At 69.9% G+C, this 17570-nt stretch carries 12 protein-coding genes and 1 tRNA gene; 9 read left to right on the top strand and 4 right to left on the bottom strand.

The annotated features are described in order from the left end of the window. Window positions 1–33 precede the first annotated feature (33 nt). From VM780_RS10035 to VM780_RS10025, 3 genes are all read left to right on the top strand, one after another. Window positions 34–118: transfer RNA gene (locus VM780_RS10035), tRNA-Leu, on the top strand. 34 nt (window positions 119–152) lie between these two features. Then, a complete protein-coding gene (locus tag VM780_RS10030; RefSeq protein ID WP_325447132.1) occupies window positions 153–767 on the top strand; it encodes a 2-hydroxychromene-2-carboxylate isomerase in 615 nt (204 codons plus the stop codon). A 159-nt stretch (window positions 768–926) separates the two neighbouring features. Then, window positions 927–1853 (top strand): alpha/beta hydrolase family protein, encoded by a 927-nt coding sequence (locus tag VM780_RS10025; RefSeq protein ID WP_325447131.1) that lies wholly within the window; start codon window positions 927–929, stop codon window positions 1851–1853. Window positions 1854–1860: 7 nt separating this feature from the next. Here the strand turns inward: VM780_RS10025 and VM780_RS10020 are convergent, their stop codons facing one another. Further along, window positions 1861–2403 (bottom strand): 3'-5' exonuclease, encoded by a 543-nt coding sequence (locus VM780_RS10020; protein ID WP_325447130.1) that lies wholly within the window; start codon window positions 2401–2403, stop codon window positions 1861–1863. A gap of 120 nt (window positions 2404–2523) precedes the next feature. Here VM780_RS10020 and aroC point away from each other — a divergent pair, with 120 nt between their 5' ends. Next, window positions 2524–3618, top strand: coding sequence for a chorismate synthase (gene aroC / locus VM780_RS10015; RefSeq protein WP_325447129.1), 1095 nt, complete (start codon window positions 2524–2526; stop codon window positions 3616–3618). Between the two features lie 226 nt (window positions 3619–3844). Here aroC and VM780_RS10010 read toward each other — a convergent pair whose 3' ends face one another. Genes VM780_RS10010 through VM780_RS10000 form a run of 3 tightly spaced genes read right to left on the bottom strand, consistent with a single transcriptional unit; the run spans window position 3845 to window position 6886 of the window. Beyond that, window positions 3845–4867: a TIGR01620 family protein gene (locus tag VM780_RS10010; RefSeq protein WP_325447128.1), complete on the bottom strand. Its 1023-nt coding sequence runs from the start codon at window positions 4865–4867 to the stop codon at window positions 3845–3847. A 25-nt stretch (window positions 4868–4892) separates the two neighbouring features. After that, window positions 4893–6365, bottom strand: a complete 1473-nt coding sequence (locus VM780_RS10005; RefSeq protein ID WP_325447127.1) for a YcjX family protein — start codon at window positions 6363–6365, stop codon at window positions 4893–4895. Further along, complete coding sequence (locus VM780_RS10000) at window positions 6362–6886, bottom strand: histidine phosphatase family protein (protein WP_325447126.1); 525 nt, start codon at window positions 6884–6886, stop codon at window positions 6362–6364. Before VM780_RS10000 ends, VM780_RS10005 begins: the two co-directional genes overlap by 4 nt. 332 nt (window positions 6887–7218) lie before the next feature. On the opposite strand from VM780_RS10000, the gene VM780_RS09995 reads away from it, so the two are divergent. The 5 genes from VM780_RS09995 to VM780_RS09975 all read left to right on the top strand — a co-directional run bounded on the left by VM780_RS09995 (window position 7219) and on the right by VM780_RS09975 (window position 17420). After that, window positions 7219–7596 carry an Hpt domain-containing protein gene (locus VM780_RS09995; RefSeq protein ID WP_325447125.1) on the top strand — a complete coding sequence of 126 codons (378 nt, stop codon included), beginning with the start codon at window positions 7219–7221 and terminating at the stop codon, window positions 7594–7596. 140 nt (window positions 7597–7736) lie between these two features. Continuing rightward, window positions 7737–8057: a 2Fe-2S iron-sulfur cluster-binding protein gene (locus VM780_RS09990; RefSeq protein ID WP_325447124.1), complete on the top strand. Its 321-nt coding sequence runs from the start codon at window positions 7737–7739 to the stop codon at window positions 8055–8057. Between the two features lie 76 nt (window positions 8058–8133). Then, window positions 8134–9069 (top strand): GGDEF domain-containing protein, encoded by a 936-nt coding sequence (locus tag VM780_RS09985; protein WP_325447123.1) that lies wholly within the window; start codon window positions 8134–8136, stop codon window positions 9067–9069. An 89-nt stretch (window positions 9070–9158) separates the two neighbouring features. After that, entirely contained in the window at window positions 9159–10187 is a 1029-nt protein-coding gene (locus VM780_RS09980) for an NAD(P)/FAD-dependent oxidoreductase (protein WP_325447122.1), read from the top strand. 315 nt (window positions 10188–10502) lie between these two features. After that, window positions 10503–17420 (top strand): hypothetical protein, encoded by a 6918-nt coding sequence (locus VM780_RS09975; protein ID WP_325447121.1) that lies wholly within the window; start codon window positions 10503–10505, stop codon window positions 17418–17420. The last annotated feature ends 150 nt before the right edge of the window (window positions 17421–17570 follow it).

Genomic DNA, 17570 nt, shown 5'->3' with positions numbered 1-17570 from the left:
CGCCGCCTGCCGCTCGTGCTATGCCGGTGCGGCGCGGACGTGGCGAAACCGGTAGACGCACGAGACTTAAAATCTTGCGCCGCAAGGCGTGCGGGTTCGACTCCCGCCGTCCGCACCAGGCTTTGCTTGAAGACAGCATAGTGGGCGAGCGAATGGCTGAGCCGATCGAGTTCTTCTTCGACTTCGCGTCCGGCTATTCCTATTTCGCCGCGACAGAGATTGACGAGCTCGCCGCGCGCCATGGCCGCAGCGTGCGGTGGCGGGCCTTCAGCCTCGGGTCCTCCTTCAAGGTCACGGACGCCAAGCCCCTCACCCGCACGCCGCTGAAGGCGGAGTACGCGGCGCTCGACTGGGCGCGCATCGCCCGGCTGAAGGGGCTGGAGTTTGCGATGCCGGTGGACCATCCGCACGCCGGCATGCCGGCGCTTCGCGGGTTCTACTGGCTCGACGCGCAGGATCCGGCCCTCGCCGTTCGGTTCGCCAAAGAGGTCTTCCGCCACTACTTCGCAGAGGGACTGGCGATCGACGACGCCGCGGCGGTCGCCGAGGTCGCGCGGTCGCTGGGCGCCGATCCGTCCGCCTTTGTCGCCGCCGTCGCCAGTCCCGAGCTGAAGGCCAAAGCGCGCGCCGCCGGCGAGGACGCCGTCGGCCGCGGGGTTTTCGGCGCGCCATGGCTGATCGTCGACGGCGAGCCATACTGGGGCTGGGATCGGTTGCCCATGGTCGAGCGCAAGCTGGCCGAGACCGGCGCCTCCGAGGCGCGCTGAAGCGGCAGGCGCGGACGGATTTCCGCCGCGCCTCACAACCTCGCGCCGTGACGTTTTCGCGCGTGACGTTTGTTGCGGCGCAGCGCTAGTCTCTTCAGGACTCGTGCGGCTTGACGCGTCGGCGGGTCTTCGACGCACACCCGCGCACGAGCGTCGCCCATGCGGTCACGCCTCTCCCTCGCCGCCGCCCTCGCCAGCCTCCTGGCGGCCGCGCCGGCGCACGCCTCCGGCATCGTGGAGCGCGGCCTCACGGCGCCAAGCCGGGCCCTCGGCCACCCGATCCACTACAATCTCTACCTTCCCGCCAAGTCGCCTCCTCCCGGGGCCCGGTGGCCGGTTCTCTACCTGCTGCATGGCGGCGGACCCGGAGAAGCGGACTGGCTCGACGCCGGCGGTCTCGCCTTCACCATGGACAAGGCCGTGGCGTCAGGCGCGTTGCCGCCGACCGTGGTGGTCATGCCGTTCGCCGGCGACAGCTGGTACGTCAACAATCGCGATCCGGGCGGCGCGGGCGCGATGGAGACGGCGCTCACGCGCGACCTGGTCGACGCCATCGACGCCAAGCTGCCCACCGCCGACTGCCGGCAGGGACGCGCCGTCGCGGGCCTCTCCACCGGCGGATACGGGGCCCTGCTGTTCGCGTTCGATCACCCCTCCCTCTATGGAGCGGCGATCAGCCTCTCGGGCAGCATCTCTCCGCCGATCGGGCCGCAGATGAAGGCGCGGCTGCGCCGCGCGGAGCGGCTTTACGACGGCGCCTTCGGCAGGCCGTTCCGGTTCGCGCGCTTCAACGCGATGAACCTGTTTCCGCGCGTGCCGCTTCTCGGCGTCGGCCTGAAGCCGAAGCCCGCCGTTTACCTCGACGCGGGCGACCAGGATCCGAGCGGCATCGTCCAGGGCACGACGGAGCTCCATCTCGCCCTGCTTCGCCGCGGCGTCGACAGCACCTTGCGGATCGTCGGGGGCCGGCACGAATGGGCGCTCTGGAAGCGCGAGCTCGTACCGGCGTTGGCCTGGCTCGCGCCGCGCCTGGACGCGACCTGCGGACAGCCGGTCGCGGCGGCCAAGACCGGCGACGCCGACTGAGGCCTCGTCAGGCGGTCGTGAGCTCGAGCGCCTTCTCGAAGACGATCAGGCCGGTAAGACAGTCCTCCATCGCCCGCCGGGCGCGCGGTCGCGGGCAATCGAGCGCCTTCGCGACCGTTTCCAGCCGATGATTGGGCACGTCCTTCACCCGCGACTGCGCAAACCGCATGGCGCAGACGGTGGTTGGCGGCGGGGTCAGACCTACGCGCTCGGCCTCGGCGACCAGGAAGGCGTTGTCGAAACCGATATTGTAGGCGACGAGCGGATCGTCCCCGACGAACGCGAAGAACCTGTCGAGCGCGTCCTTCGGCTCGGGCGCTTCCGCAAAGGCGGCGTCGTCGAGGCCCGTCATGGCCCGGACGAAGGCCGGGATCGGCCGGTCCGGTTTGACCAGCGTCTGGAACGCCTCCACCTCGCCGCTCGCGCGATCGAAGCGCAACGCGGCGATCTCGATGATGCGGTCCCGCTTCGGCGTCAGGCCTGTGGTCTCCAGATCGAAGAACACATAAGGCGTCTGGCCGGCGGCGATGCTTTCGAGTGGCGTCGACATGCGTGAACCTGAGACTCGCGAGCGGGAGCGTTAAGGTTAGTCCCTAGTTCCTACGCAATCGGAAACCCCACGGAAAGCGCGGCTTTTCGGAAAGGCGGTTGCGTGGCATAGGCTCCGGCCATGTCTCACAACAGTTTTGGTCACCTGTTCCGCGTCACGACGTTCGGCGAGAGCCACGGCCCCGCCATCGGCGCCGTGGTCGACGGCTGCCCGCCACGCCTGACGTTCAGCCGCGACGACGTGCAGGCTGCGCTCGACCGTCGCCGGCCCGGCCAGTCGCGCTTCACCACCCAGCGCAAGGAGCCGGACGAGGTCGAGATTCTGTCCGGCGTGATCGAGGCCGAAGAGGGCCGGCTGACGACCACCGGCACCCCGATCGCGCTGCTGATCCGCAATGTCGACCAGCGCTCGAAGGACTACTCGAACATCGCCCAGAGCTACCGGCCTGGCCACGCCGACTACGCCTATGAGGCGAAATATGGCGTGCGCGACCATCGCGGCGGCGGGCGGTCGTCCGCGCGCGAGACGGCGAGCCGCGTCGCGGCCGGCGCGATCGCGCGGCTCGTGATCCCCGGCGTCACCATCAGGGGCGCGCTGGTCGCGATGGGCGGGATCGAGATCGACCGGGCGCGCTGGGACTGGTCGGCGGTCGATGCGAACCCGTTCTTCTGCCCGGACCCGGTCGCGGCCAAGGAGATGGAAAGCTACCTCGACGGCATCCGAAAGGCCGGCTCGTCGGTCGGCGCCACGATCGAGATCGTCGCCGAAGGCGCTCCTGCGGGGCTTGGAGCCCCGATCTACGGCAAGCTCGATTCCGATCTTGCTGCTGCGCTGATGAGCATCAACGCGGTGAAGGGCGTGGAGATCGGGGCCGGAATGGCCGCATCCCGGCTCACCGGCGAGCAGAACGCCGACGAGATGCGGCTCGGCGGCGACGGCAGACCTGTCTTCCTGTCGAACAACGCCGGCGGGGTTCTCGGCGGGATCTCCACGGGTCAGCCGATCGTGGCGCGGTTCGCGGTCAAGCCGACCTCCTCGATCCTGACGCCGCGGCGTTCGATCGACCGCGGCGGCGCCGAGGTCGACGTTTCCACCAAGGGTCGTCACGACCCCTGCGTCGGCATCCGCGCCGTGCCTGTGGGCGAAGCCATGATGGCCTGCGTTCTGGCCGACCACACGCTTCGTCACCGCGGGCAGATCGGAGCGCTGGCGTGAACTGCCCGCGTCCGAAGCGCGCGCCCCCGCCCCGGCGCCAAAGAACGTCATGCGCGCGGCTCAAAAACGCGATACGCAATCGCGGCGCGACGGATTCGTCCGGAGATCCAAACGGATGCCCGGATCGTATCCACCGCCACGAAGCCGCCGCTTAAGCGACGGCCGTACCTGACTTCTGTAAACCGCCGGCGCGAATTGCAGTCCTCGCGCCGGCGGCTTTTTTAGGTCAGGCCTGCCGGCTCTCGAACAGGTTCCCGGCGACCTCGCGCACGGTCGGCGGACGGCGCTCGACAAAGGGCAGCGGCCGGCAGACCGCCATAGCGGCGAGCCCCACGCGCGCGGTCAGCAGGCCGTTCAACACGCCCTCGCCTAGCCGCGCCGACAGTTTCGCCGCGAGCCCGTGGCCGAGCATCTGCTCCAGCAGTCCATCGCCGACCCCCATGCCGCCGGTGACCGCGAGATGCGCCCCGACATGCCGCGCGAGCTTCAGAAAGCCGAGCATGCCGGGACGTCCGCCATAGATCGCGCCGACCCTCCGGATCAGGCGCGTCGTCTCGACCAGCACGACCGCGAGATCGACCAGCGCGCGCGGCGAAACGGCGGTGATGACGGACACCCGCTTCGCGGCCGCCGCGATCGCCCGGGTCGCCTCCCGGTCGAGCGGGTCCATCAGTTCGCGCTCCGCGATGCGCAGGCGATCGGACCCATCGATGATCTCGTTCGCGTGCGTCGCCACGGCCGCGCGGGCGCGCGCCGTCTCCGGACGACCCGCATAGAGCGCCACGGCCTCCGCCACGACCTTCCGGGCCTTCGCGTCGTCGTCCGCGCTGTGGGCCTCCTCGGCCGCGACCCGAAGATCCTCGATCTTGTTGAGCCGCAGCAGAGCCGTGACCTCGCGAAAGACGATCGCGAGCGCGGCGAATCCCGCCGCCGCCGCCAGAGCGAGCGCGATCCAGCCCAGCCAGTCGGATCGCGCGAAAAGGTCTTCGACGACACGCGTGGCCCACAGGCCGAACGCGAGGCTGCCGAGCCCGCCCAGCGCGCCCCAGAACAGCTTGCCGAGCGAAAACCCGCGCCGGCGCGGCTTCACCTTTGCGGCGGCAGGCTCCTGCAGCGTCTCGAAGGCGTCCGGCTGCTGGGTCAGCACCACGCCGCCGCGCGCCGTCGAAGTCTCCTCGTCGGGCGCGGCCAGCGTGACGCCCGGATCGTTCAGGCGAAACGCCGCGGGTCTGCGGGGAGCGTCGGTCATGGTCTTCGAAACCCGCTGTGCGGCGTCACTTCAGAGCGTCGCCGATAAGGAATTCGAGCGTCCGGTCCAGCCGGATGTGCGGCAATTGCGGCGGGCGCTCCGAAACCGGAAGCAGCGGCGGGCGGAACTTGATGAATCGCAGGTCTCCTCCGGCTTCGTCATGGGCGCGGCCGCGATAGCCGCCGCTCCGCAGCGCGACCTCCGGATCCGCCGGCAAGTCGCCCGGGAAAACCGCGATCTCCTCCTCGCCATCGAAGATCTGGTCGCCGGAGCGCTCGCCCTTCTCGGGCACGCCGATGATCACTGGCAGTTCGTCGCGGCCCTGGCGGGCGCTCGCCTCGCGCGTCGCCCGGACGGCCGCAAGGGCGACGACGTCGACCGCCGCGCCGCCGAACTCGGCGCGCTCGATCGCCCGCGCCACCAGCCGACGAAGAATCGCTTCCAGCCGGTCATGGCTGGTGTGGTGAAGATGGTCCGCCTTCGTGGCGGCGAACAGGAGCTTGTCGACGCGGGGACGGAACAGGCTCGAAAGCCAGGAATTGTGACCGTGCCGAAAGGCCGAAAGCACGTCGGTCAGCGCCGTCTCCAGATCCGCCACCGCTTCCGGTCCGGCGTTCAGCGCCGCGAGCGCGTCGACCAGAACGATCTGCCGATCGAGTCGCGCGAAATGGTCGCGGAAAAACGGCCGCACGACGTGCGAGCGATAGGCCTCATATCGGCGCTCCATCATCGCCCAGAGCGAATTCAACGGCGCTTCGCCGGTCTCCGGGAGGGCGAGCGGCGCAAATGTCAGAGCGGGGCTGCCTTCGAGGTCGCCCGGCATCAGGAAGCGCCCCGGCGGCAGCGTCGATAGCGCCACCCGCTCGTTGCGGCCGGCCCGCAGATAGGCAGTGAAGCGGGAGGCGGCCTCGCGCGCGGCGCTCTCGTCTTCCGGCGCGGTTGGATCGAGGGTCGCAAGATGCGCCCGCCATGCGGCGGCGATCGGCGCCCGGGTCGGCCCCTCGCTCGAGGCGATCGTCCGCGCGCTCCAGGTCCGGAAATCCTGCCCGAGCAGCGCGAGATCGAGCAGCCACTCGCCCGGATAGTCGACGATGTCGAGCGTCAGCCGCCGGCCACCCCGGGTCCCGCCGAAAAAGCCCGGGCTCTCGAACTCGACGATCACCCGGAGTTCCGAGATGCGCCTTGTGGATTCCGGCCAGCTGCGCTCGGGGCCCGTCAGGGCGCGCAGATGCGTCTCGACCTCGAACCGGGGCACCGCGTCGTCCGGCTGCGGCGCAAGCCGCGCGCCCGCGAGCCGGCCCTGCGCATAGGCCCGAAAGGCCGGCAGACGGCCGCCATGCACCAGCGCCTGTACCAGCGCCGTCAGGAAGACAGTTTTGCCGGCGCGCGACAGGCCGGTGACGCCGAGCCGGATCGTGGGATCAAGCGCGCCGGCGGCGGCCTCCGCCAGACTGCGCGCGACGATCCGCGCCTCGTCCAGAAGCCCCTCGAATCTCATTCGTCGCCATCTTTCAGGATCTTGGGCGTCATCGTTCTGGCGAGCCGCGCTTCGCCAAAGGCTGTTGCGCTCCATTCACCCGCGGGGAGATCGAGGACGGCGACGCCGGCGGTCGGCAGAGCTTCGAGCTGCTCTTTTGACCCGTCACGCGCGTCTTTTGTCGCAAGCATTTCTACGAATTGCCCCAACCCGGGATTGTGCCCGACGATGATCAGCGTTCCGGCGTCGCCGCCAGCCCTACGCGTCAAGGCGAGCAACGTCTCCGGCGAGGCCCCATAGATGCCCCCTTCAAAGCGGACCTCCGGCGCGTCTTCGAAGGCTTCGCTTGCGAGCTCCCAGGTCGCCCGTGCGCGCGCCGCGGTCGAGCACAGCGCGACATCAGGGCGCAGACCATTCGCGGCGAGCCAGCGACCCATGGCGGCCGCAGCGGCGCGCCCGCTCTCGACGAGGCCACGCTCATGATCCGACAACCCGTCGGGAGGCTCGGCTTTGGCGTGGCGAAACAAGATCAGGCGACGCATGAGGCTCCTTGTCGGCAGGAGAGCGAGGCTGCGCCGCGCGCAAGCGAGGTGGGCGCCGTCGTCCGATTTCTCAACCCTGTTTCTTTACCGGTTGGAAACCGTTCCGCGCGCTCCTTAATTGTGCGGTGCGGTGAACGCCGGATGAACGTCCCGTTCGGCATGAGTTCAAAGCCCGCGCGCAAGACTTCCACCGTGGCTCGGAAGCCACGCTCAACCTCGAAAAACTTCGTAGCGAATGTTGAACCTTGAGCGCCCAACTTCCGACAACAGCGAAGCGCAGCAATTAAGGGACGGCCCGCGGCGTAACGGCGGGCTCGGAGCGTGAAGTCATCATGTCGAGCATCATGGAACAATACGAGCAACGTGCCAGCGGCTCCTTCGCTACGGCGATCGACGTCGTTCATCTGAACCGCCAGACGATGGGCGATCGCTCGCTTGAGCGTGAAGTCCTGGAGCTTTTTCGTCGTCAGGCCAGGATCCTGCTTTTCCGGTTCGAGAACCTGACGAATCCAGCCGAGCGGGCCGATGTAGCGCACACGCTGAAGGGCTCGGCCCGCGGCGTCGGCGCCAACCGGGTCGCCTTCGCGGCGGAGGAGCTGGAGCGCGCGGCGAAGGCGCGCGAGTCGACCGGCAAGGCGCTGGCCGAGCTCGCCGAAGCGATCGCCGAGGTCACTTCCGCGATCGAGCTGCGTTTCGGCCTCGACCGCTGATCGTCCCAGCCTGAACCTGCCTGCACGGGGCGCGCCCGCCGTTCTGGCGCGTCCGGCGGAAACGTTCTAGACAGCCGGCGCGCCGCCGACGCGCCGCGTCACGCGCGGGTCGGCGCCCTCCACTGCTGCGGCGACGATTCATGGCGAAGATCACTTTCATCGATCCGGCCGGCGACCAGCGCGTCGTCGAGGCGGAAACCGGCTCCACTGTGATGGAGGCGGCGATCCGTAACGACGTTCCCGGGATCGACGCTGAATGCGGCGGCGCATGCTCATGCGCGACATGTCACGTCTATGTCGACGAGCAATGGACGGAGAAGGTCGGCGGTCCGGAGCCGATGGAAGAGGACATGCTGGACTTCGCATATGACGTCCGGCCAAACAGCCGCCTGTCCTGCCAGATCAAGATCACGCCCGAGCTCGACGGCCTCGTCGTCGCGACGCCGGAGCGGCAGGGCTGAACCTTCGCTGGTGCGGTAAACCCGGCATTATCATTTTGCGCAGCAACATCGGCCCTGCATCCGGCGGGGGCTGAGCGTGAAAATCGTCATCGTCGATCCGAGCAGGGTCGTGCTGAGGCTGGTCGCGGCGCCGCTGGAGCAGGCGGGACACGAAACCCTCCTGTTCACCGACGCTTCAGCGGCTTTGAGCCACATCCGGGGCGATCTGGCGGTCGACGCCCTGTTCACCAGCCTCCAGCCGCACGGCATGAACGGGCTCGAGCTCTGCCGGCAGGCGCGGACGCTCGCCGGCTCACGCCGACCGCTTTACGTGCTCGTGATGTCCTCATCGTCCGAACGCAGCACCATCATCGAGGCGCTCGACAGCGGGGCTGACGACTTCATCGGCAAGCCGCCCGCGCCCGAAGAGCTTTTGGCCCGCCTTCGCGTCGCCTCACGGGTCGCGGGCATGCAGAGCGAGCTGATCCGCCTCGCGACGATCGACGCCCTGACCGGGACGCTCAACCGCCGCGCCTTTTTCGAGGCGGCGGCCGATTTCCCGCGTTCCAACGATGCGCTCGACGCGGTCGCGATCTTCGACATCGACCGCTTCAAGCAGATCAACGACACCTATGGCCACGCCGCAGGAGACGTCGCGATCCAGGCGGTGGCGAACGTCGCCCGCGACAGAGCCGAAACCGTCGGCCGCCTGGGCGGCGAGGAGTTCGGGATCCTGCTGCCCGGGTGCTCCGTGAAGGACGCGGCTTCGCTCTGCGAGGCGATGCGGATCGCGGTCGCGGCGACAAGCCTGCCGCAGATCGACGCCGACCTGAAGGTGACGTGCAGCTTCGGCGCCGGCGAGTGGCGGCGCGACGAAAGCATCGACGAGGCGTTGAAGCGCGCCGACGTCGCGCTGTACGCGGCGAAATCCGGCGGTCGCAATCGCGTCATCGCCGCGACCGCGCCTCTTGGCGACGCGGCCGCCATGACGGTCTCCTCGCCCGCGCAGCCCCGGCGCTTCGCGCACGCCTGACCGGGCCGAGGTTCCACGCCGTCCGGGCGGCGCTATAGTGGCCACGGGAGCGCGCCTCCCTCGCCCCGCCAGTTCTCTCCCGGACCGTCATGACCGAAACCATCAAGACCGACGCCGTCATCGTCGGAGCCGGCCCCGTCGGGCTCTTCGCCGTCTTCGAGCTCGGCCTGCTCGACATCCGCGCGCACGTCATCGACATCCTCGACCGCCCGGGCGGCCAATGCGCGGAGCTCTATCCGGAGAAGCCGATCTACGACATTCCGGCCCTGCCGGTGGTCACCGGACAAGGCCTAACGGACAATCTGCTCGAGCAGATCAAGCCGTTCAGTCCGACCTTCCACTTCTCGGAGATGGTGACCGGCTTCGAGCATCTGCCCGACGACCGGTTTCTGCTGACCACCGACGGCGGCAAACGATTCGACACGAAGGTCGTGGTGATCGCCGCTGGCGGGGGCTCGTTCCAGCCGAAACGTCCGCCGATTCCCGGGGTGGAGGCGTTCGAGGGCAAGTCTGTGCACTATGCGGTGCGCAGGATGGAGGCGTTCCGCGGCCGCCGGGTGCTGATCGTGGGCGGCGGCGACTCGGCGCTCGACTGGACGCTGAATCTCGCCCCGGTGGCGGGACGCGTCACCCTGCTCCACCGGCGCGACGCATTCCGCGCCGCCCCCGACAGCGTCAACAAGATGCGCGCACTGGTCGAGGCCGGCGTGATCGACCTGACGCTCGGCCAGGCGGTCGAACTGATTGGCGAGGACGGGGTCCTCGAGGCTGTCCGGGTGAAGCGCGACGACGGCTCGACGCACGAGATCGCCACCGACGACATGCTGCCCTTCTTCGGCCTAACGATGAAGCTCGGGCCGATTGCGGACTGGGGCCTCCAGCTCGACGAGAATCTGGTGCCGGTCGACACCGAGAAATTCGAGACCACTACGCCCGGCGTGTTCGCAATCGGCGACATCAACGCCTATCCGGGCAAGCTGAAGCTCATCCTGTCCGGCTTCCACGAGGCGGCTCTGATGGCGCAGGCGGCGGCGCGCCGGATCGATCCGCAGCGGCGGATCGTCTTCCAGTACACGACCTCTTCCAGCAGCCTTCAGAAGAAGCTCGGCGTCGCCTGAAGCCCCGGCCGCCGTCCCGATCGGAGACTCGCGCCCGCCCCTACCCGGTCGCCGCGCGGCGAAGATGGTGAACAAGCCGTTAACGACGTTTGCCAATCGGCGGATTCCAAGGTTCTCTTAGAAGGTGATGCTCGTTAGCATCGCCGCTGCGGAAATGCCGTCTGTGCTGGCGCGAGCACGGGCGGAAGGGGGGAACGATCGTCAGAAAAGTCTTCACTCGTCTCGGCAAAGCCCTGAGGCGAGAGAGGATTTCGACGGCGGCGGTTCTCACCAAGCGACCGGTTGGTACGGTGTACGGACGCGAGGCGACCGAAAATGGCGAACGTCAATCAGGCTAAGGACCCCGCGGAAGCGGCCCTTTCGGCGATCGAGGAGGCGTTGAACCTCGTCGCGCCTCGCGCGAACGCCACCGTGGAGACCACGGCGAGAGGCCCGGCGGAGCCGGTCGCGCCGCCGCCCGCGAGGCCCGCCGAACCCGCCCTGCCCCCGGTCTCCGCCGACCGGCCCGGTCCGGATCGCTCCGGCCGCCGCGCCCCCGCGAATGACGACGCCCGCTCCTTCGCCCACATCGTCTACGCGCTGCAGCGCAAGCCTTCGCGCGCGCCGTTCGCGCTCGCCACCGTCGCCGCGCTGGTGTGGGCCGGTCTCGGCGCGCTCTACGTGTTCGGCGTGCTCGGCCTCGGCCGTCCTGAGACGAACCTCGCCGACGGCGCCGTCCAGGCGCAGCTGGCCGTCGCCTTCCTGAGCGTCGTAGCGCCCGTCGTGTTCTTCTACATGCTCGCCGTGATGTCCTGGCGCGCGCAGGAGATGCGGCTCGTCGCGCGGTCCATGACCGAGGTCGCGCTCCGCCTGGCGGAGCCGGACACCACCTCCTCGGAAGCGATCACCTCGCTCGGGCAGGCGGTCCGCCGCGAAGTCGCCGCCATGGGCGACGGCATCGAGCGCGCGGTGAGCCGCGCCGGCGACCTGGAATCGCTGGTCCGCGGCGAGGTCTCCACGCTCGAGCGATCTTTCCATGACAATGAGGTGCGCGTCCGCACCCTCATCGCGGACATTCAGGCCCAGCGCGACGCGATCGACGGCAACGCCGAGCGGCTGCGCGAGACGATCGCGGGCGCCCATGACGTCCTGGCGCGCGATCTGAACGCCGCCGCGAGCCTTCTGGCCGTCAACATCACGAACTCGGGCGCGCAGGTCACGAGCGAGCTCGACGCCAGGAGCTCGGAGATCGCTTTGGCGATCCAGCAGGCCGGCGAGAACATGCTGGCCGCTATCGGCGGCCGCGGCGCCGAGATGATCGAGCGTCTGACTTCTAGCGGCGCCGAGGTCGCCCGTGACCTCGACGAGACTGGCCGCCGCATCGTCGAGACGCTCGACGAGCGCGCCGAGGCCGCGCGCCTGGCCCTCGGCGAGTCGGGCGAATCGATGATCCGCGCGATCGAAGAGCGGACGACGCTTGTGGCGGATCGCCTGCAGGCGACCGGCGCCGAATTCGACGAACGCATCCAGCGCACCAGCGCCGAGGCGACCGGCGCGCTCGCCGCGCGCGGCGAGGCCGTGGCGGCCGAGATCGACCGCGTCGGCGGGGCCGTCTCCGAGCAGCTCGCTGAGCGCGTCGAGGCGGTGATCTCCCATCTCGACCGTACGGCGTCCGACCTCACACAGACCTTCACCGAGCGCGCCGGCGACGTGACCTCGTCCGTCGAGGCCGCCGGACGCGACTTCCACCGCGACCTCGCGGAGCGCTCGCGCGAGCTTCTCGACACCCTCGCCCTGCGCGCCGGCGAGCTCACCGCCGCCTTGTCCGAGGCCCGGACCGGAATGGACTCCGACCTTTCGGAGCGCTCGACCGAACTGCTGGAGACGCTCTCGGAGCGGGCGCGGGAGGTCACCGAAGCGTTGGCCGACGCGGGCGCGCATTTCCATGGCTCGATCGATTCCGGCTCGCGCGACATCATCGACGCGCTCGGCGCACGCTCCCGCGAGCTCGTCGAGACGCTCAGCGGCACGGCGGCCTCGGTCACCGACGAGTTCGGCTCGCGCGGCGACAGCGCGATCGAGCGTTTCGTCGCCGCGGCTTCCCGCGTGTCGGAGGATTTCGCCTCGCGCGGCATGCTGTTCAACGATGGCCTCGAGCGCACCGGGCAGCAGCTCTCCGACGCGTTCGCCGAGCGCGCCGACGGCGTGCTGCGGTCGCTGGCCGAGCGGACCGACGAAGCCGCTTCGGGCTTCCGCGCGGTGGGGTCGGACGTCGAGCAGACCTTGGCGGCGCGCGCCACGGAGGTCGCCGACACGTTGCGGGCCGCGAGCGACCGGGCTGTCGAGGCGCTCGCCGCGAGCGGCGGCGACATCACCCGCCGGCTCGACGAGACCAGCGAGAAGGTCGCGAGCGACATCACGCTGCAGGGCGGCGATCTCGCCGAGCGGCTCATCGAGGCGAGCGCGCGCATGCACGAGACGATCGTCGTCAATGGCGGCGAGCTGGAGCGGCGCTTTGTCGAAGACGGCGAACGCATCGCGTCGCTGCTCGAAGCTCAGGGCGAGGACGTCGCGACCCGCATCACCCGCGCAAGCGATCGCGTCCATGAGGCCATTGTGGTGCGCGGCGACGCGATCGAGGGCGACTTCGACGCGGTCGGCGCGCGCATCGTGGCCGCGATCGACGGCCGCGCCGCTGAAGTGCGGGACACGATCGAGTCGGCCGGGGTCACCATTGCGGACGTTCTGTCGGAGCGCAGCGCGATCCTGCTCAATAACCTTGGCGATACCGCCGAGCGCATCCACGAAGTGGTCGTCGTTCGCGGCGCCGAGCTCGAGGATCGTCTGAAGGCGAGCGGCGAACGGCTCGGGGAGACCATCGCGGCCCGCGCTACCGACGCCGAAGCGGCCTTCGGAGTTGCGACCGGCCGCATAACCTCCGGCGTGGAGGACAAGCTCAAGGCCTTCGAGGAGCGGCTCTCCACCACAGGCGCGTCGGTGGCCGACATCATCGCGGATCGCGGCGGCGCTCTGGCCGACACGCTCGGCGAGACTGCCGAGCGGATCCACGAGATCGTCGTCGAACGGGGCTCCGATCTCGAGCGCCGGCTCGCCGCCGCAGGCGAGGACCTCTCCGCCAAGATCGACGCTCGCGCCTCCGCGGCCGAGGCCGCCTTCGGCGCCGCGACAGACCGCATCGGCGCAGGCGTCGAGCAGAAGCTCAAATCTTTCGAGGAGCGCCTCTCCACCACCGGCGCGACGGTGGGCGACATCATCGCGGACCGCGGCGGACAGCTTACCATCGCGATCAGCGACACCGCCGAGCGGATCCACGACGCGATCGTCGTCCGCGGCGGCGACCTGCAGGAGCGGCTCGCGACGGCCGAAGGACGGCTGTTCGAGACCCTGGGAACCCGTGCGAGCGAGGCCGAGGCGGCGTTCGCTGCCGCTCAGGAGCGCGCCGGCTCGGCCTTCGAGCAACGCATCCGCACCTTCGAGAGCCGTTTCGACGCAGCGGGCGCGACGCTCGGGGACCGCCTCGCCGGCGAGATCACCAATGCCGAGCGCATGCTGGGCGACGCCGCCCTGCATGTGGCGCAGCGCCTCGAGGACGGCGCGGCGGCCGCGCGGTCGACGCTGGAGGAATCGGTCACCGATGTCGGCGGCCTGATGGACGCCCGCGTCGCTGCGATCCGCGAGCAGCTCGATCGGGTCGTCGGCGAAATCGACTCCACCGTCGCGCGACGCGGCGAGAAGGTCGGCGAGGCCTTGGCCATGGCGGCTGAAGCCTTCAATGACGCGATCGCCGCCCGCGGCGGAGCGCTCACCCAGTCGCTCGCCAGCCACCTTGCGGGGCTCGAAGAAGCGCTGGACAAGCGCGCTCCGGGGCTCGTGGAGCGTCTCGGCGAGGAAAGCGGCCGGTTCGCGACGCTCATGGCGGAGCGCGTCGGCGAGGCCGAGCGCAAGCTCACCGAAGAAGGCGGCCGCTTCGCCGACATGGTCTCCGACCGCGTCGCAGAGGCCGCCCGCCGGCTCGGCGACGAGACCGGACGCGTCGCTTCCGCCCTCGAAGCGCGACTCGGCGGCTTCGACTCGCGCATCGTCGCCTTCGACGACGCGTCGCGTCAGCATGTCGCGAGCCTCGACCAGCGCATCGAGCAGGTCGGTCAGCAGATCGCTGGCCAGATCGGCGCGTTCGACGAGCGCGTGACGCTGCTGGACGATCAGATCGCCCGGCTCGATGGCGCCATGGTCGGCCGCGTCGCCGCGATCGACACCAAGGTCAGCGCCATCGACGAGACCGTCGGGGTGCACATCGGACAGATCGACGGCAAGATCGCCACCCTCGACCGCATCATCGGCGAGCGGCTCGGAGCCTTCGATGCGCGCGTTTCCAAGCTCGACGGGGCGCTCGGCGAGCGGCTCTCGACCTTCTCGGAGCGCATCGGCGCCCTGGACGGCACGCTCGACGAGCGGATCGCCACGCTCAGCGAGCGCGCCAGCGCGATCGGCTCGGCCGTGGCGCAGAGCTTCGAGAGCTTCGACGACCGCGCCGTGAAGCTCACCCGCTCGGTCGCCGTCCATGTCGCCGGCTTCGACGCGAAGGCCTCCGAGCTCGAACGGACGCTGGCGGAGCGGGCCGACTCCTTCGCGAGCCGCGCGGCCGATCTCGACGCGCTGCTGGCGAACCGGTTCAACTCGTTCGACGACCAGATGTCGACCCGGCTGGGCGACCTGGCGCTCTCGCTGGAGAGCCGGATCACCCGGATCGACGACGGCCTCAGCTCGCGCACCCGCACCCTCAACGAAGCGCTCGCGCAGCGGACGCTCGAACTCGCCCGCACCCTCGGCGAGGGCTCGACCACGGTCGCAGCCGCCCTCGCGCAGCGCGCCTCGGAATTCGCCGCAACCCTGTCGGCGCGCACCGATGATCTCGTCGCCTCGTTCGACGGCAAGGCGGAGGCGGTCAACCGCGCGCTTGGGGCCAAGGCGGTTGAGGTCGGCGACACGCTCGACACGCGTATCGCCCGCTTCGAGATGACCGTTCTGGGCCGTCTCGACTCGGTCAGCGCGGCGCTTGACGAGCGCAGCGCCAGCGTGGCGGACCGGATCAGCGGCAAGATCGAGGGCGTCTCGCAGGCGCTCGGCGAGGTCTCCGGCCGCGTCGAAACCGAACTCGCGCGTCTGGCGGGCGAGACCGCGGAGGCGCTCAGCGCTCGCATCGCCGAATTCTCGGCCGCGCTGGACCAGAACGGCTCCGGACTGCTCGATCGGCTGAGCCGCCAGGGCGGCGATGTCACCCGCGAACTCGCGAGCGTGGGAGAGACGGTGGCGAACGCCTTCGACCAGCGCTCCAGCGCGCTCGTCGAACTGCTCGGCGCCCGCGGCGAAGCGCTCCGCGAAACGATCGAGGGCCTCAATGGCGAGCTGGTCTCGACCTTCGAGACCCGTGGCGCCTCGGCGGTCGCCAATCTCAGCCAGGTCGCTGACCGGCTCCGTCTCACCTCGCAGCGGCTCGGAGAGACGCTCGGGGCGGAAACGGCCAAGGCCGTCGAGCAGCTCGACGGATCCAGCCAGAAGCTCCAGGAGGCCGTCACCGAGGCGACCTCCGCCCTCGCCCGCACGATCTCGCGCGAGAGCAAGCGGGCCGTGGCGGAGCTGACCGAGACGCAGACGGCGCTGACCGCCGAACTCACCGACGCCCTTGGCAAGCTTTCCGACGCCAACGGCTCGCTGCAGGGTCTGCTCGATGGCGCGGCTCGCAAGCTCGGCGCGGTCGAGACGGACCTCTCGGGCCGCGTGACGGCGTTCGAGGAGATCATGGCCGACATCGCGGAGACCACGACCCGCACAGGCGAGCGCGTGGGCGGCCAGGTGGCTTCGCTCCGCGAAGTGTCGACCAGCGTTCTCGACCGTGTCAGCGAAGTCGCGCGCCAGCTCGAGCAGCAGACGCAGGCGATCAGCAAGATCACCGAGACGCTGGACGGCACGCAGACGCGGCTCGCCGGTTCGCTCGAGGAGCGGCGCACCGCGCTCGACGCGCTGGCGAGCGAGCTCGGCGGCAAGGCGAAGGAGCTCGGCGCCGCGCTCGAGGGCTTCACCGCCACGATCGACGGCGCTCTTTCGAAGTCCGAGCAGCGCGCCAAGCGCGTCGCCGAAGGGCTGGCGGCGCAGGTCGGCGCGACCACGCAGTCGATCGCCGGCGAGTTCGACAAGGTCCGCCAGACGAGCGAAGGCGAACGCCAGAAGACAGCCGCGGCTCTCAAGGCCGCGAGCGAGGACGCTGCGCGGGATATCCAGCGTATGCTCGGAGAGGCGAGCGCGAAGTTCGGAGAGGTCACGCGCGAGATGCGGACGATGACCTCGTCGATCCAAAGCGAGCTGGACGCCACGCGCGAGCAGCTGCGCCGCGGCGTGCTGGAGATGCCCAAGGAAGCGGAGGAGAACGCTGCGGAGCTCCGGCGCGTGGTGGCCGAGCAGATCAAGGCGCTGACCACGCTTGGCGAGATCGCGGCGCGGCACGGCGCCAGCCTCGATGTCGCCGAGGCGCGCGACCAGAGGGTGATGCGCGGCTCGGGCGGCGTGGCGGCTCCCGCGCGCGGCCCTGTCGCGCCGCCTGCGCCGCGGCAGGCGAATCTTGCGCCGGCCCCAGCGGCGGCGAAGCCCGCTCCCGCGGCGGCCGCTCCCAAGCCTGCTCCGGCCCCGGCTCCGACTCCGGCGACCCCCAAGGCTGTGCAGCAGCCGAAGGCCGCCGCCCCTGCCCGACCCGCAGTCGAGCCCCGGCAGGCTGCTCCTGCGACCGAGGAAGGTGGCAGCTGGATCTCTGGTCTGCTCGCTCGCGCCTCCAGAGAAGAGGAGCCGAGCGCGCGCGCCGGCGATGCGGACGCCGCCCCGCGCAGCCCGTCGCGGACGCTGGAATCGCTGGACAGCCTGTCGATCGACATCACGCGGATGATCGATCATCAGGCCGTCAGCGAGCTGTGGGACCGCTATCGCCGCGGCGAGCGCGACGTCTTCACGCGCAGGCTCTACACGCTGCAGGGCCAGCAGACGTTCGAAGAGATCCGGCGCAAATATGCGGCCGATCCCGAGTTCCACACGACAGTCGACCGCTACATCGAAGAGTTCGAGCGGCTGCTGGACGAGGTGGCTCCCAAGGGCCGGGACGACGCCCTGGCGCAGACCTACCTGACCTCGGAGACCGGCAAGGTCTACACGATGCTCGCCCACGCGGCCGGCAAGTTCGGCCAGTAGGCCGAGCAGCCAGGCGCGCTCCAGCGGGCTGAACCAAGACGAGAGCGACGGTCCAAACCTCCGGGGTTTGGGCCGTCGTGATCTTCCTCAAAAAATTCAGGGCGCGCCGAGTTCGACGCGCCCTTTTTCACGCCCGGAAGCGGGCCATCG

Source organism: Hansschlegelia sp. (assembly GCF_035538955.1).
Taxonomy (GTDB): domain Bacteria; phylum Pseudomonadota; class Alphaproteobacteria; order Rhizobiales; family Methylopilaceae; genus Methylopila.
This window is presented reverse-complemented; position numbering and strand designations above follow the sequence as displayed.